Below are 15,052 nucleotides of genomic sequence, written 5' to 3'. Positions count from 1 at the left end.
CTCACTGAGCGCCGGTAAACCCGTGAAATTTCCGCTCAATGCGGCGTTTGTACTGCAGTATTTTGAGGCCCGTCGCGGTGAACGGTTGAGTATCCGCTACCACATCGTTCGGGATGCGACGGGCAAGACCAGCTATTCGAATCCGTTGGAGTTTGTCGTAGGGACGGCGGCGGATGACAAGCCGCAAATCACCTCGGCCAAGGGCTTTCAAAGCAATGAGGAAATCCGCGAAGGTGAAACCACCGTCGAAACCAGCGCGACGTTCGAAGGCAGCGCCGCCAAGGGACAGAGGGTCGAGGTGTTTGATGGCACGACACCCAAAGGTCAGTCCACTGCCGATCCAGTGACCGGCATCTGGACACTGACGATTACCGACATGTCCCTGACAGGACACAGTTTCTCGGCCAAAGCCTTGTACGGCTCCGGACAATCGTCGACACCGCGGACCTTCAATGTGACGGCGGTTATTGATCCGACCATTACCCGTGTGAACGAAAACACCGCCACCGGTGCGACCGTTGCGATCGGAGGATCGACCATCGCGCCCACGTTGGTGATCAGCGGCAAGCTGAGCCTTGGCCAGCAGGGTGAGTTGTGGGATGGCAGCGGTGCGAGTGCAAAGTCGTTGGGCAAGGTGACGGCTGATGCGAAGGGCGACTATTCGATCACCATCACGGTCGCGCAGGGCGCCCATCGGTTCTACATTAAGTCGCTGTATCACCCCGGGACTGTTTATTCCAATGTCTGGACCCTGACGGTGGTGGCCAACGTCAACGCAACCATCACCAAGGTGAACGAAAACACCGCCACCGGTGCGCTCATTCCGAACGGAGGCTTGACCAAGGCGAACACACTCGTGATCAGCGGTCCGGCGGTTGCGGGTCAACCGGTCGAGGTGCGCAATCAGAATACTTTGCTTGCCACGGTCCCGGCGAGTGCTCAAGGTGTGTTCTCGTACACCCACGTGGATGCGACGTTGGGCGCACGCAGTTACACGGTCAAGGGGCAGGGTGGAGCGTCGCCGGTATCGCCTGCGTGGGGATTGAGTGTAGTTAAAAAGGCAGCATTCCTTGAAGTACGTCGAGGTGATCGTAACCCCAACGGTCAGTTGTTAAGTTCAGGTGCCAGCGTCCCGTTACTCAGCATGGTTACTTTCTATTTGAAGGACGTTCCTACTAGTCATACTTTCCATCGGATATGGATTTCATGGTTTCCCGATGGTAGTAATATTTCTGTGATTCGGGGCCCCTTGGGAAGCCCTCCGGCTGGTACTCACGATTATGGTGCGCCGAGCAAAGGCGCCCCTATGTACTATTGGGCCGATACCTCGGACAAAGCGCATGACTTTGACCCGGCTCCAGCATTTGTTTACGGTGGGGAGTTTGTTCTTCGTTGGGTTTAACCTCGGAGGGAAAAGGAGGGAAAAGGGGACGCATTTATTTACCTGCGACAGATTCATGGCCAGGGATCTTACCGATTACCCTCACGGCCCGCAGCGATGCGGGCGGTTTTGTTTTCATCCCCGATACTGCCCCGGCGTAGCCGCCAGATGCTGCTTGAACGCTCGCTGAAAATGCGCCTGATCGGCAAACCCGGCCTCCAGCGCCACATCCGCAATCAACTGCCCGCGCCGTAAACGCTCGCGGGCAAACTGAATTCGCTGATTGACCAAAAACGCATGGGGCGTCATGCCGAAGTGCTGTTTGAAGGCGCGGATCAGGTACGACGGAGATAGCTCGGCAGCGGCGCAGATGTCGTCGAGGCTGAGCAGGTCGGTGCAATGCTGGCGGATGAAGTCGGCGGCGCGTTCGAGTTTGAAATTCGGTTCGCGGATGGATTGTTCGATGGGGTTCAGGCGCAGTTGCAGCTCGCTGAAAAACTCCACGGCGGCGCTCTGTTTGCGCAGCACGTCTTGCTGATTATCGACCAACACGCCGTACAACGCATTCAAATCGCGAAACAGGTGGGCGTCATTCAAATGGGTATCGGAAAACCGCCGAAACTCAAGCTCCGCACTGAACCCCAACTGATGCTGCAGATCGGTCAGCCACGGCGTTTCTACGTACAACATCAAATACGACCACGGCTGATCATCGATCGGGTTGCACGCGTGCACGTCCCCCGGATTCATCAGCACCACGGTGCCGGCCGCCACTTCGAACGACGATTGCTCATGCACATAGGTGCTGCGCCCGGCGGTGATCGCGCCGATAGAAAAGTGCGCGTGGGAGTGCCGTGAATAGCAGACCTCACGCCCATCGGCGATGGCCCGCGCTTCGATGAAGGGCAGGGCGTCGTCGCGCCAGAAGCGCGGGGCTTGTTCGGGGTTCTTGGCGGCAGCGTGTTTCATCGTTGGAGTTCTCGGCAGGCCAGTGCCCGAGTGTATTAGCTCTGGCCGGCGAAGGCTCGCTCCAGTTCGGCGATGTCGAGTTTTTTCATCCCGAACATGGCCTGCATTGCCCGTTGGACTTTGGTCTGGTCGGGGTCGGTCATCATGTGCATGAACGCCACCGGCACGATCTGCCACGAAACGCCGAACTGGTCCTTGAGCCAGCCGCATTGTTGCGCTTGCGCCGGCCCGCCGGCGCTGAGGTTGCCCCAGAAATGGTCGACTTCTTCCTGGTTCTGGCAATTGACCTGAAACGAAATCGCCTCATTGAACTTGAACACCGGCCCGCCATTGAGCCCGGTGAAGGTGTGGCCGTCGAGTTCGAAACTGACAGTCATCACCGAGCCTTCCGGGCGGCCGTGAAATTCCTGGCCGACCTTGCTGTAGTGGGTGAGGGTGGTGATTTTCGAGTGGTCGAAGATCGAGCAGTAGAATTTCGCCGCAGCTTCCGCCTGATCGTCGAACCACAGGCACGGGGTCAGCTTTTGAAAGCGTTGCATGGCAGTCATCCTCGGCAGGTTGGACACGCTGGATTAAAAGCGTAGTCAGTCTGTGGTCAGCTGGCGGTGCCATGGGTCGAGTGGTTGGTTGTTGTGAATAAGACGTGTAGTCGTATTGACCTTGTTCTATGTCAAAAAGACTCTTTCGCATCTGTGTCAAATTGACTCGTATCTTCGCAACTGACTGATTTTTCTGGGCTGGAAATCTGGCACGCAAGTTGAGTTGCCTTACGTACAAACTGATCCGCTCAGGAGTACGAAAAAATGTTCACTTTCTTCGAGAATCCGCTGAACGTTCTGCACCTGTCGAGCAAAGTGCTCGTCGCCGGTCTGGTCATGTTGCTGGCCGGGATCTACGGCGCTTATCTGTATCAGGGCCACATGCCGATTGCGTTGCTGGTGGGGATGCATGCCATGACCATCGTCGGCCCGACGCTGATCAAGATTGGCTATGTGATGCGCCTGCTCTCGCAGTATCGGTTGGGCCAGTCACCCGCACTGGCGGTGGCCTGAGATGCGCAGACTCGCTGCGGCACCGCTGTTCAGCCTGGGCTTTCGGCCGCTGTTTCTGGCCGGGGCCGGATTCGCCGCGCTGGCGATTCTGATCTGGGGCCTGTGGCTTTACGGCCACTGGTTCGATCTGCAACCGGCGGGCGGTATGTTGGCCTGGCATCGGCATGAAATGCCGTTTGGTTTTGCGGCGGCGATTGTTGCCGGGTTTCTGTTGACTGCGGTGCCCAACTGGACCGGGATTCCCGGCGTGCGCGGCGGGGCGTTGATTGCGTTGGTGTCGGTCTGGGTGGTCGGTCGATTGGCGTGGTGGCTGCCGTTGCCGACCTGGCTGATTCTGGCGCTGCAATGGGGTTTTCTGCCGCTGCTGGCAGTGATGCTGCGACGGGATCTGGTCGCAGCCCGCAAACGTGAAAACTACCCGATTGTGCTGGTGCTCGCGCTGATGGCGGGTTGTCAGGCGCTGACCTTGATTGGCTTGTTCAACGATGACACCGGTTTGCAGCGCCAAGGCGTGCTGGGCGCGTTGTGGCTGGTGGCGGCGCTGATGACCGTGATTGGCGGGCGGGTGATTCCGTTCTTTATCCAGCGCGGCTTGAACCGTCCGCCGGCACCGGCCGCCAATCCACTGCCAACCCGCTTGCTGTTGATCGGCAGTCTGCTGACCGCTGTCACTTTTGCGGCAGGCCTCAATGATTCGCCACGGTGGTGGCTGGCGGGGCTGTTCATGCTGACCGGCAGTTTGCAGTTGATGCGGCTGATCCGCTGGCATGATCGCGGGATGTGGCGGATGCCGCTGCTCTGGTCGCTGTACCTGGCTTACGGTTGGATGGTGCTGGCGATTTGGGCCATGGCACTGTGGCATCTGGGCTTGATCGGCCAGCAAAGCCTGGCGACCCATGCATTGGCGGTCGGCGGGGTGGGCGGGTTGATTCTGGCGATGATCGCGCGGGTCAGCCTTGGGCACACCGGCCGGTTGTTGCAGCCCTCGAAAGGCATGGCGCTGGGTTTTGCGCTGGTGCTGTTCGCGGCGGGTTGCCGGGTGTTGCTGGTGCCGTTTTCCAGTCTGGGACTGGGGCTGTCCGTGGTGCTCTGGTGCACGGGGTTCACGCTGTTTTTGCGGCATTACACCGGGATTCTGCTCAAGCCGAGGCTCTAACGTTTTACCCGCGATGCTCGGCAATCATCAACAACGATTGCGGCACCGGGCTTTGCGGATGCTGCGGCTCGCGCAGACTGATCAACTGAAGCCCGGCCATGTCCAGCGCATTCAGCCAACTGGACAGGGTGCGGAAATACCACGGCATCGGCGACCACTCACCCTGGAATCCGTCGAAGGTTTCTTCCCGCCAGCCATCCTGATAATCACCGGCGGCCACCGACCACGGATGCAGCGTCTGGATCACCAGTGCACCGCCGGGCACGAGCAGCGCATTCATCGCCGCGAGCAGCGGGATGATGTCCTGATGCAGCAGGGAAAAGTTGGCGCAGATCAGGTCGTAATCACGGCCGATATCAACCTTCGCCTCAACCAGATCCTCATAACTGGCGACGTGCACGGGCGATGAACCGGCCACCCGCGCGGCCTCGACCAGCGTCGGATCACCGTCCACGCCGACCGCCTCGAATCCTCGCTCGGCCAGCGCCCGCAACAGCCAGCCTTCGCCGCATCCCAGATCGAGCACGCGCTCGGGCTGACGCCCCATTACCGCCAGCAGAATGGCCTGATCAGTGACCTGCCGGCGACTCTCGATGGCGCCGCTGCGCACGGCTTCGGTCCAGGCCCGGGCGTTGTGGTGCCAGCTCTGGAGCAGGGTGGATTCAGGCGAGGACATGACGGACTCCGTGATCGCGGGATGCAGGCAAGGATAGGTCAGGTGTAGTCGGCCAGTTGAATCCGGTTGCGACCGCCGCGCTTGGATTCGTAGAGCGCGCTGTCACCCTGTTCGATCAACGCTGCGAGGCTGGCCGGCGGCTGATCGAACACCTTGGCGCCGATGCTCAGGGTGACCGCTTGCGGGGTGGTGTAGGTCTGGGAAGTCATCTGTTGGAACTGCTCACGCAGCGCACTGCCCAGATCCATGATCTGGGCGTGGGACGCATCGCCCAGCAGCATCACGAATTCGTCACCGCCCAGCCGTGCCGCCAGCGCGCCATTGGGCAGCACTGCGCGGATCATTTCGCTGAGGGCGATGAGCAACCGGTCGCCGGCGGTGTGGCCGTACAGGTCGTTGATCAGTTTGAAGTTGTCGATGTCGATCAACAGCAGCGCGCCGGGGCGGGCGCTGGAGACTTCGTCGAGCAGGCGCGGTGCGCGGACTTCCAGGGCGCGGCGGTTGTACAGCGCGGTCAGCGGATCCCGGGCGGCCAGTTCGGCAATCTGCTTTTCCCGGCGGTAGCGCTCGGTGCCGGTCATCGACAGCGCGATCAGCATGATCGCCATCGCGCCTTCAACCAGGGAAATCTGAATGATTTCGCCACGCAGCGACGCCAGATCGATCAACGTGCCCGGAATCACCGCGATGATCGCCTTGGCGAAATAGAACGCGCCGTGGATCAGCAGCACATAACGCAATTGCACCGCGCCGACGCTCAACGATTTGCCGTGCGGGCGCAGCAACAGGCTGGCCCGCAGCATCAACGCGGCCACCAGCAGCGAGTTGGCCATCAGCATGATCTTCGACCACGACGGATCTTCCGGTAACAGCAGCAACGCCAGCCAGAGCAGGAACATCAAGTACCAGGCCCGCGACAACCGCTGCTGGGTAAATCGCGCGACTCCCAGCAGAAACAGCCAGTGCGCGACCACCAGCAGGCCGTTGGCGAACCAGATGCCGATCAGCGGATAACCATTGGCGCGCAACAGGGCCAGGCTTGAGCCGACGGTGATGGTGGCGAAACCGGCGCTCCAGAACAGCAGGGAGGATTCGCGGATGCTGCGCCATTCGACCGCCAGATACAGGGCGGCCGCCGCGGCCAGGGCGGTGGAAATGGTGAGCATCGTGAGAGGATCGAGCGCCATGAAAGAACGGGTCTGCCTGAGTAGTATTAATGGGCCACGATTGTAAGCGTTCCCCCTTTGGGCTGCTATTTTCACTCACCGGATATTCCATTTTCAGACGAGGTGTCCCATGGACCGATTGACCGGCGGTTGTCTGTGCGGCGAAGTGCGGATCGAGGCGTCAGGGCGCCCCTACAGGGTTGGCGTTTGTCACTGTCTGGATTGCCGCAAACACCAGGGCGCGCTGTTTGCCGCGTCGGCGATCTTTCCCGAGGACGCGGTGACGATCAGCGGCGAAACCCATGACTATGCGGGGCGACATTTCTGCCCGCGCTGTGGTTCGTCGGTGTTCGGCCGCAGTGGCGATGAAGTGGAGGTGAATCTGGGGACGCTGGATGCACCGGATCAATTCCAGCCCACGTACGAGCTGTGGACGCTGCGTCGCGAGTCGTGGCTACCGGCCTTTCCATTGGCCAGACACTACGTGCGCGATCGCGAGAGAACGGGGCGAACCGAAGAATAGCCGGGGGCAGACAGGGCGCCTGACCCCGGCCACTATCAGCCGCGAATGAACGCCAGCAGATCCGCGTTGATTGTCGGCGCCTCGGTGGTCGGCATCCCGTGGGGGAAGCCCGGGTAGATCTTCAGTGTGCTGTTTTTCAGCAGTTTCGCTGACAGTACACCGGCGTTTTCATAGGGCACGATCTGGTCATCGTCGCCGTGCATCACCAGCACCGGGATCGAGATGCTTTTGAGGTCAGCGGTGAAGTCGGTCTGGGAAAAGGCAACGATCCCGTCATAGTGCGCCTTGGCGCTGCCGATCATGCCTTGGCGCCACCAGTTCGCAATGATCCCTTCCGATGGCTTGGCGCCGGGGCGGTTGTAGCCGTAGAACGGCCCACTGGGAACGTCGCGATAGAACTGCGCACGATTGGCTGCCAGTTGCGCCTGAAGATCGTCGAACACTGATTTGGGCAGGCCGCCGGGACTGCTCTCGGTTTTCACCATCAGCGGCGGCACGGCACTGATGATCGCGGCTTTCGACACCCGATCCTCGCCATGCCGGGCGATGTAATGAATCACCTCGCCGCCACCGGTGGAGTGGCCAACATGCACGGCTTTCTGCGTCCCCAGATGGTTGACCACCGCCGCCACGTCGTCGGCGTAGTGATCCATGTCGTGGCCGTCCCAGACCTGGCTCGAACGCCCGTGACCCCGTCGATCATGGGCCACGACCCGGAAGCCCTGCGCCAGGAAGAACAACATTTGCGCATCCCAATCGTCCGCGCTGAGCGGCCAGCCGTGGTGGAAGTGGATCACCGGGGCGTCTTTCGGGCCCCAGTCCTTATAGAAGATTTCGACGCCGTCTTTCGTTGTGACAAATCCCATGTTCGCAACTCCTGGAAAGTGTGAAAGGGCAGTTCTTGCGGTGACAAGCGGTATCAACTGTAGGAGCAAAACCGGCACCCTGATCGATGATTTTCCGAACGGTGCGGCATGACCGGTGGTCGCGGCGGCTGGTCGTCGGGTCAAAATGCGCTTAGCTGAAAGGGATAAGCCGAGGCGCGCACCGCCAACGATGGCCGTAGCAGCGCCCTTCAGAACACTGTGAGTCTGAGGAAGTCCCCGATGCTGACCTTGAACATCAATGGCAAGGATCAGGAGCTCGATGTCCCTGCGGACATGCCGTTGCTCTGGGTCCTGCGCGATGTCGCGCACCTGACCGGTACCAAATTCGGTTGCGGCATGGCCCAGTGCGGTGCCTGCACCGTGCACGTCGATGGCGCACCGCTGCGCTCCTGCATCACCCCGGCCACGGCCGTCGCCCATGGCCAGAAAATCCTCACCATCGAAGGTTTGTCCAGTGACGGTTCGCACCCGGTGCAGCAGGCCTGGGCCGAACTGGACGTGGTGCAGTGCGGCTACTGCCAGTCCGGGCAGATCATGTCCGCCGCCGCGTTGCTGGCGAAAATTCCCAAACCCACCGACAGCGATATCGATCAGGCGCTCTCCGGCAACATCTGCCGCTGCGGCACGTATCCAAGAATCCGCGCGGCGGTCAAACGCGCCGCCGACATCGGCTGAGCGAGGGGAGGTGAGTGATGAACAGTCCTGTATCCCGTCGCGGATTTCTCAAGGGCAGTGCGGTGTTGGGCGGTGGTCTGGTGGTGGCGTTCGTGGTGCCCGGCGGCAACCGCTTTGCCATGGCGGCCGAGAATGAAGGCAAGGTGTTTGCGCCGAACGCGTTCCTGCGGATTGCAGCGGACAACAGCGTCACCGTGCTGCTCGGCCATTCGGAAATGGGCCAGGGCATCTGGACCGGCCTGACCATGTTGATCGCCGAAGAGCTGGACGCCGACTGGTCGAAGATCCGCGTCGAGCATTCCCCTGCTTCGGCCGCCGATTACGGCATGCCGGCGTTTGGCGGGATGCAGATTACGGGCGGCTCCACTTCAACCTGGATGGAGTTCGACCGCTACCGACTCGCCGGCGCCACGGCGCGGCAGATGCTGATCGAAGCGGCGGCCAAGCGTTTCAACGTGGCACCGTCGACGATTCGCACTGAATCCGGCGTGGTGATTGCCGGAGACAACCGCGCCACCTACGGCGAACTGGCGGACGCCGCCGGGCAACTGCCAGTGTCGGATCCGAAGTCGATTACCTTCAAGGAAGCCAAGGACTGGAAAGTCATCGGCAAACCCACCAAACGCCTCGACACCCCGGAAAAAATCACCGGTCGCGCCAAGTTCGGCATGGACGTGCAGTTCGACGGACTGATGACCGCGATGGTGGCGCGGGCGCCGGCGTTCGGCGCCACGGTGAAATCCTTCGAAGGCGCAGAAGCCCTGGCGATTCCCGGCGTGCACAAAGTGGTGCAGGTGCCGACCGGTGTCGCGGTGGTCGCCGAGCATTACTGGGCGGCGAAACTCGGTCGTGATGCGCTGAAGGTCGATTGGGACCTGGGGCCGAACGCTGATCTGAGCAGTGAAAAGCTGTTGGCGAGTTTCCGCAAACTGGCGGCCACGCCGGGCACCTCGGCGGCGCAGGCCGGCGATGCCAAGGGCAACTTCGGCAAGGCAGCGAAGGAAATCGATGTTGAATACAGCGTGCCGTACCTGGCCCACGCGCCGATGGAGCCGCTCAACTGCACGGTGAAGATCAGCGCCGACAAGTGCGAGATCTGGACCGGCACCCAGTTCCAGACGCTGGATCAGATGGTCGCCGGCAAAATCACCGGGCTCAAACCGGAGCAGGTCGAGATTCACACCGAATTCCTCGGTGGTGGTTTCGGCCGGCGGGCCAACCCGACCTCGGATTTTGTCGCCGAAGCGGTGCAAGTGGCCAAGGCTGCGGCGATGCCGGTGAAAACCGTGTGGTCGCGTGAAGACGATATTCGCGGTGGTTACTACCGCTCGATGTTCCTGCATCAGGCGAAGATCGGCCTCGGCCCCGACGGCTTGCCGCGGGCCTGGCAGCATGTGCTGGTCGGGCAATCGATCATGGCCGGCACCATGCTCGAGAAAACCATGGTCAAGAACGGCGTCGACCAGACCTCGGTCGAGGGCGTTTCGGACAGCCCGTACATCAAGGGCCTGGCCCATCATCAGGTCGATCTGCATTCGCCGACCACCGGGATCAACGTGTTGTGGCTACGCTCGGTGGGCCATAGCCACACCGCGTTTGTCATGGAGTCGCTGATCGATGAAATGGCCACGGCGGCGGGCAAGGACCCGGTGGAGTACCGACGAACGCTGCTGAAGGAGCATGCCCGGCATCTCGGCGTGTTGAACCTGGCGGTGGAGAAGGCCAACTGGAAAGCGCCGCTGCCGGACGGCCATGCGCTGGGCGTGGCGGTGCACGAATCGTTCGGCAGTTACGTGGCGCAGGTGGCCGAGGTGTCCCAGGACAATCTGGCGATCCGCGTGCATCGCGTGGTGTGCGCGGTGGACTGCGGGATTGCGGTCAACCCGCAGAGCATCGCGGCGCAGATGGAGTCGTGCATCACCTTCGGCCTGGGCATGGCGCTGCACAGCAAACTGACCCTCAAGGACGGCCATGTCGTGCAGTCCAACTATCACGACTATCAGGTGTTGCGGCTCAATGAAATGCCGCTGGTCGAGGTGCACATCGTGCCCAGCAGCGAGAAACCCGGCGGCATCGGCGAGGCCGGTGTGCCGCCCACGGCGCCGGCGGTGGCCAACGCGGTGTTCGCCCTGACCGGGCAACGCCTGCGGGAACTGCCGCTGCAACTGTCGGGGGTGTGAGATGAAACGACATCTGTTGTTGGGCACGGTGATTTTGCTTGGGCTGGGCGGTTACGCGTCGGATCTGTTTGCCGACGATCAGGAAGCCTTGAAAGCTTTCGGCACGGTGCAGAAAGTCTTCCAGAGCCCGCGTTGCCAGAACTGCCACATTCCCGGCGATTCACCGTTGCAGTTCGACGCCGGCATTCCTCACGCGATGAGCGTGGTGCGCGGCATGGACGGCAAGGGCGCCGCCGGTTTGCCCTGCGCCACTTGCCACGCCGAAAGCAATCCGCCGGCCAGTTACGGCCCCCATGCGCCACCGGGCGCGCCGCACTGGAGCCTGCCGCCGGCCGCGCACAAAATGGCCTGGATCGGTCTGCCGCCGGATCGCCTGTGCACGATGATCAAGGACCGCGCCAGCAACGGCGACCGGGATTTCGCCGCCCTGATCAAGCATGTCAGCGAAGACAAGCTGGTGCTCTGGGGCTGGAGTCCCGGGGCAGGGCGCGCGCCGGTGCCGGTGCCGCACGATATCTTCGTGACCCAGTTCAAACTCTGGGCCGATGCGGGCGGGCCGTGTCCGGTAGCCGGCGGATGAGAGGTTGAGTCATCGCTGATTCGGGCTAAGCTCAAAGGCATCGACGACAAAGGAGTGTGTGATGCTGGTACCCGGCAAACCTGCCAATGAAGCTGTCCGTATTCAAGCGTTGCAGGATCTGAAGCTGCTCGACACCGCACCGGAGGAGCGCTTCGACCGGCTGACGCGACTGGCCAAGCGTCTGTTCAACGTGCCGATCGCACTGGTCACGCTGGTGGATAAGGAGCGGCAATGGTTCAAGTCCTGCGTGGGTCTGGACACGACCGAAACGCCACGCTCTGTTTCATTCTGTGCCCATGCGATTCTCAGGGACGAGCTTATGCTGGTACCTGACGCCCGGGAGGACGAGCGTTTCCACGACAACCCTTTGGTTACCGGGGAACCGAACATCCGGTTCTACGCCGGTTATCCGCTGACCGTACCCAGCGGCAACAAGATGGGCACCTTGTGCCTGATCGACACCAAACCCCGCGATCTCGACGAAGAGGAGCGCGCCCTGCTGCGCGATCTGGCGGGCATGGCCGAGCAGGAACTGATGGCCGTGCAGATGGCGAGCATGGACGAGCTGACGCTGCTGTCCAACCGTCGCGGTTTCAAGATGCTGGCCCAGCATGCGCTCGATGCCTGCGCACGCCTGGAAAAACCGGCGACGCTGCTGTTTTTTGACCTCAATGATTTCAAGCAGATCAACGATCTTTATGGGCACGCGGAGGGCGACAGCGCGCTCAAGACCTTCGCCGATGTGCTGCGCATCGCCTTTCGCGAGAGCGATGTGGTGGGACGGCTGGGCGGTGATGAGTTCGTGGCGTTGCTGACCGGCTCAAGCCACGTCGAAACCACGGCGATCATGGCGCGACTCAAGGAAATCCTCGAAGAGCGCAATGCCACGTTGCACCGGGGTTACGCGATTCGCTTCAGCGTCGGCCAGATCGAATACAACCCGCAGCGCCATGACTCCGTGGATAAGTTGCTGGCGGATGCGGATGCAGCGATGTATGCGCACAAGCAGGCGTTGAAGCGTTGTTAGTTCCGGCCTCATCGCGAGCAAGCTCGCTCCCACAGTGATCTTCGGTGTTGCTTATATTTTCGATAAACCGCGAACCCTGTGGGAGCGGGCTTGCCCGCGAAGGCGTCAGTCCGGATGTCGCGTATTATCTGGCAAACAACTGCCTGATGTCCTTGAACGCCTTGAACTCCAAGGCGTTCCCACACGGGTCAAACAAGAACATCGTCGCCTGTTCGCCCCCCTTGGGATGAACTGAGTCTAGCGCTGTGCTTTTCGATTGAAAGACGATAGTTTTTGCGCCGAGCTCAAATTATTTCGATCAGTCGAGGCGCCCATGCTGCGTGAACTGAAAACCTTTCTGGCGGTGGCACGGCATGGCACGTTTGCGGCGGCCGGTCTGCATGTCGGCCTGACGCAATCGGCGGTCAGCGCGGAGATCCGCAATCTGGAGCAGGCCTTGGGCGTGCGTCTGTTCGATCGCACCGGGCGGCAGGCGATTGATCATCCAGCGATACAACTGCCGCAACTTGCCGCTGCGAATAATGTTCAACAAATGTCTGCAGATCGAAAGCGAAAAGCCCTTCTGATGAAAGTCAACTGTCAGTCCTGACAGTGTCTTTATCTGTTTTCAGGCGCTAGCGTGGGCGCTGTAAAAGACATTCTGCTGGAGTCGGGAAGACTGGTTGTTTTTCTCAGGGCGGAGAATATTGACAATCAGAGGAAAACTCCATGTCAACCCTGGCCAAAACACATCGCAATGCTGGTGATCTGGATCCAACTTTTGCCAAAGATGGAGTCATTAATATCGGACCAGGCAGCTGCGGCTCCGTGGTGGAGACAAAAACCGGACGTATTGTTTATGTTTATGATTCGGCAGGCAAATTGCAGCTGATTCGGGCCTACGGCGATGGTTCTATCGACCCTTCATTCGTGAATCCACCTTGGCAATTTGGGCCAAAATATTCCGCTTCGCGTCAACTTGACATTCAAGACGATGGCGGTTTCGTTGCTATCGGTAGCACTGGCGATGGCTTTGACCGGTTAGCTGCAGTCACGAAGTTCAATGAGCACGGCAGTCAGAATCTGGTCTTTGGCACGAAAATCTTTTCCGACATTCCACTTGCCCCTGGGCAAAGAGTGACAACCCACGAAGCAAAGGGTTGTGCCCTCTCCGATGGGCGTGTCCTGTTGGGTCAAAGCCACATTCTGTATGATGGAACAGGAGCTGCCGTTAAGGGGAGTGGAATCATCCGCTGCTATCTCCCTAATGGCGATCTTGACGGTACATTCGGTCTAAATGGCGAAGTTAATATCATATTCGACAACGCACGCTACTCGAGTATCGAGAGCATCAAGCCGAAGCTGCAGGGAGGGTTCATAGTCAGTGGATCGCTCGATAACTCCACCGGCAATCAATCAGAACCCAAAAGTGTTCTGGCTAGTTATGACGAAAGCGGAAAGTTGGACAAAGGGTTTGCAACAGGCGGTCTGTACAAGATGTCTGAGGAATTCAGTTTATTTAACAACGTGGGCGTATCGCATCACGGAATAACCTTTGCGGCATCCGTACTTTCTGCCGAAGGAATGAGCGTCGCAACTGTACGCTTGCAGAATGATGGAACACCCGATCCCCGTTTCAACAATGGCCAAGTACTGTGGACCGCCATTAACGGACGCTTCGTGACTATTCAAAACGTGGTCGTTCCACCAGATGGAAGCATCATTGTGGGGGTGCATTCCGACTTTGTGCTGACCCTTCTGCGTATTCTGGAAGACGGTAAACTCGATGATAACTTCGGGGTTGGAGGCGTTGCCAGGTTGGAGGGGTGGCGCATGAATGGCTGCATCGTCCAGAGCAATACAGGGAGAATCATCGCTGCTGCTGACGAGATTGATCCTGCGGGTAAACCGCTGGCGCGGGTGTTGGGTTTCGTGGGATGAAGGGGCCCCGCGAGCAAAAAAAACCCGCCAGAACTGGCGGGTTTTTTAGCGGCTAGTCGAAGATTACTCTTCGATGTTGCCCATGGCGGTGGTGTTGAAGCCGCCGTCCACGTACATGATTTCACCGCTGATGCCCGACGCCAGGTCGGAGCACAGGAAGGCGCCGGCGTTGCCGACTTCTTCGATGGTGACGTTGCGGCGCAGCGGAGTTTGCGCTTCGTTGGCGGCCAGCATCTTGCGGAAGTTCTTGATGCCGGAAGCTGCCAGGGTGCGGATCGGGCCAGCCGATACGCAGTTGACGCGAGTACCGTCCGGGCCCAGGGAACCGGCCAGGTAACGTACGCCGGCTTCCAGCGAAGCCTTGGCCATGCCCATCACGTTGTAGTTCGGCATGGTGCGCTCGGCGCCCAGGTACGACAGGGTCAGCAGGCTGCCGTTGCGGCCTTTCATCATTTCGCGACCAGCTTTGGCCAGAGCCACGAAGCTGTAGGCGCTGATGTCGTGAGCGATGCGGAAGCCTTCACGGGTGGTGGCTTCGGTGAAGTCGCCGTCCAGTTGGTCGCCCGGGGCGAAGCCGACGGAGTGCACGATGCAGTCCAGGCCGTCCCACTTCTTGCTCAGTTCTTCGAAGACCTTGGCGATTTCTTCATCGCTGGCCACGTCGCACGGGAAGCAAAGCTCAGGGCTCGAACCCCAGCCCTGTGCGAACTCTTCGACGCGACCTTTCAGTTTGTCGTTCTGATAAGTGAAGGCAAGCTCAGCGCCCTCGCGATGCATGGCGGCAGCGATGCCGGATGCGATGGACAGCTTGCTGGCGACACCGACGATCAGTACGCGCTTACCGGCGAGAAAACCCATGT

At 60.3% G+C, this 15,052-nt stretch carries 14 protein-coding genes and 3 pseudogenes; 10 read left to right on the top strand and 7 right to left on the bottom strand.

Annotation, left to right across the window (positions count from 1 at the left end):
* Positions 1–1,402 (top strand): annotated as a pseudogene (locus CAF77_RS29230) (hypothetical protein); the annotation flags it as partial.
* A 114-nt stretch (positions 1,403–1,516) separates the two neighbouring features.
* Here CAF77_RS29230 and CAF77_RS28310 read toward each other — a convergent pair.
* Together CAF77_RS28310 and CAF77_RS28305 are read right to left on the bottom strand one after the other, a co-directional pair.
* Positions 1,517–2,350 carry an AraC family transcriptional regulator gene (locus tag CAF77_RS28310; protein WP_085655781.1) on the bottom strand — a complete coding sequence of 278 codons (834 nt, stop codon included), beginning with the start codon at positions 2,348–2,350 and terminating at the stop codon, positions 1,517–1,519.
* Between the two features lie 35 nt (positions 2,351–2,385).
* On the bottom strand, positions 2,386–2,889 hold the full coding sequence (locus tag CAF77_RS28305) for a VOC family protein (RefSeq protein WP_064382302.1): 504 nt from the start codon (positions 2,887–2,889) through the stop codon (positions 2,386–2,388).
* Positions 2,890–3,153: 264 nt separating this feature from the next.
* Here CAF77_RS28305 and CAF77_RS28300 point away from each other — a divergent pair, with 264 nt between their 5' ends.
* Entirely contained in the window at positions 3,154–3,402 is a 249-nt protein-coding gene (locus CAF77_RS28300; RefSeq protein ID WP_064382301.1) for a hypothetical protein, read from the top strand.
* A 1-nt stretch (position 3,403) separates the two neighbouring features.
* Complete coding sequence (locus CAF77_RS28295; protein WP_085655780.1) at positions 3,404–4,558, top strand: NnrS family protein; 1,155 nt, start codon at positions 3,404–3,406, stop codon at positions 4,556–4,558.
* Between the two features lie 4 nt (positions 4,559–4,562).
* Here CAF77_RS28295 and CAF77_RS28290 read toward each other — a convergent pair whose 3' ends face one another.
* A complete protein-coding gene (locus CAF77_RS28290) occupies positions 4,563–5,234 on the bottom strand; it encodes a bifunctional 2-polyprenyl-6-hydroxyphenol methylase/3-demethylubiquinol 3-O-methyltransferase UbiG (RefSeq protein WP_085655779.1) in 672 nt (223 codons plus the stop codon).
* 38 nt (positions 5,235–5,272) lie between these two features.
* Positions 5,273–6,421 (bottom strand): GGDEF domain-containing protein, encoded by a 1,149-nt coding sequence (locus tag CAF77_RS28285; RefSeq protein ID WP_064382298.1) that lies wholly within the window; start codon positions 6,419–6,421, stop codon positions 5,273–5,275.
* A gap of 109 nt (positions 6,422–6,530) precedes the next feature.
* Between CAF77_RS28285 and CAF77_RS28280 the strand changes: the two genes are divergently transcribed.
* Positions 6,531–6,923: a GFA family protein gene (locus CAF77_RS28280; RefSeq protein ID WP_085655778.1), complete on the top strand. Its 393-nt coding sequence runs from the start codon at positions 6,531–6,533 to the stop codon at positions 6,921–6,923.
* A gap of 35 nt (positions 6,924–6,958) precedes the next feature.
* On the opposite strand, the gene CAF77_RS28275 is transcribed toward CAF77_RS28280, so the two are convergent.
* Positions 6,959–7,789: an alpha/beta fold hydrolase gene (locus tag CAF77_RS28275; RefSeq protein ID WP_011333605.1), complete on the bottom strand. Its 831-nt coding sequence runs from the start codon at positions 7,787–7,789 to the stop codon at positions 6,959–6,961.
* Between the two features lie 240 nt (positions 7,790–8,029).
* On the opposite strand from CAF77_RS28275, the gene CAF77_RS28270 reads away from it, so the two are divergent.
* From CAF77_RS28270 to CAF77_RS28255, 4 genes are all read left to right on the top strand, one after another.
* The gene (locus CAF77_RS28270; RefSeq protein ID WP_007956954.1) at positions 8,030–8,485 is read left to right on the top strand and encodes a (2Fe-2S)-binding protein; all 456 of its coding nucleotides are present in this window, start codon (positions 8,030–8,032) and stop codon (positions 8,483–8,485) included.
* A 17-nt stretch (positions 8,486–8,502) separates the two neighbouring features.
* On the top strand, positions 8,503–10,665 hold the full coding sequence (locus CAF77_RS28265; RefSeq protein ID WP_085655777.1) for a xanthine dehydrogenase family protein molybdopterin-binding subunit: 2,163 nt from the start codon (positions 8,503–8,505) through the stop codon (positions 10,663–10,665).
* 1 nt (position 10,666) lies between these two features.
* On the top strand, positions 10,667–11,245 hold the full coding sequence (locus CAF77_RS28260; RefSeq protein ID WP_085655776.1) for a hypothetical protein: 579 nt from the start codon (positions 10,667–10,669) through the stop codon (positions 11,243–11,245).
* Positions 11,246–11,306: 61 nt separating this feature from the next.
* Positions 11,307–12,272, top strand: coding sequence for a sensor domain-containing diguanylate cyclase (locus CAF77_RS28255; RefSeq protein ID WP_064382294.1), 966 nt, complete (start codon positions 11,307–11,309; stop codon positions 12,270–12,272).
* Between the two features lie 124 nt (positions 12,273–12,396).
* Here the strand turns inward: CAF77_RS28255 and CAF77_RS29615 are convergent.
* Positions 12,397–12,489 (bottom strand): annotated as a pseudogene (locus tag CAF77_RS29615) (glyoxalase); the annotation flags it as partial.
* Between the two features lie 96 nt (positions 12,490–12,585).
* Here CAF77_RS29615 and CAF77_RS28250 point away from each other — a divergent pair.
* Together CAF77_RS28250 and CAF77_RS28245 are read left to right on the top strand one after the other, a co-directional pair.
* Positions 12,586–12,768, top strand: a pseudogene (locus CAF77_RS28250) (LysR family transcriptional regulator); the annotation flags it as partial.
* Between the two features lie 212 nt (positions 12,769–12,980).
* Positions 12,981–14,192, top strand: a complete 1,212-nt coding sequence (locus tag CAF77_RS28245) for a hypothetical protein (RefSeq protein ID WP_085655775.1) — start codon at positions 12,981–12,983, stop codon at positions 14,190–14,192.
* 63 nt (positions 14,193–14,255) lie between these two features.
* On the opposite strand, the gene fabI is transcribed toward CAF77_RS28245, so the two are convergent.
* Positions 14,256–15,050, bottom strand: a complete 795-nt coding sequence (fabI, locus tag CAF77_RS28240; RefSeq protein ID WP_003202751.1) for an enoyl-ACP reductase FabI — start codon at positions 15,048–15,050, stop codon at positions 14,256–14,258.
* Positions 15,051–15,052 lie beyond the last annotated feature (2 nt).

The sequence above is a fragment of the Pseudomonas sp. R15(2017) genome (genome assembly GCF_002112685.1).
GTDB classification, from domain to species: Bacteria; Pseudomonadota; Gammaproteobacteria; order Pseudomonadales; family Pseudomonadaceae; genus Aquipseudomonas; species Aquipseudomonas glycinae.
The sequence above is the reverse complement of the archived record's forward strand: the minus strand, read 5'-3'. Positions and strand labels throughout refer to the sequence as shown.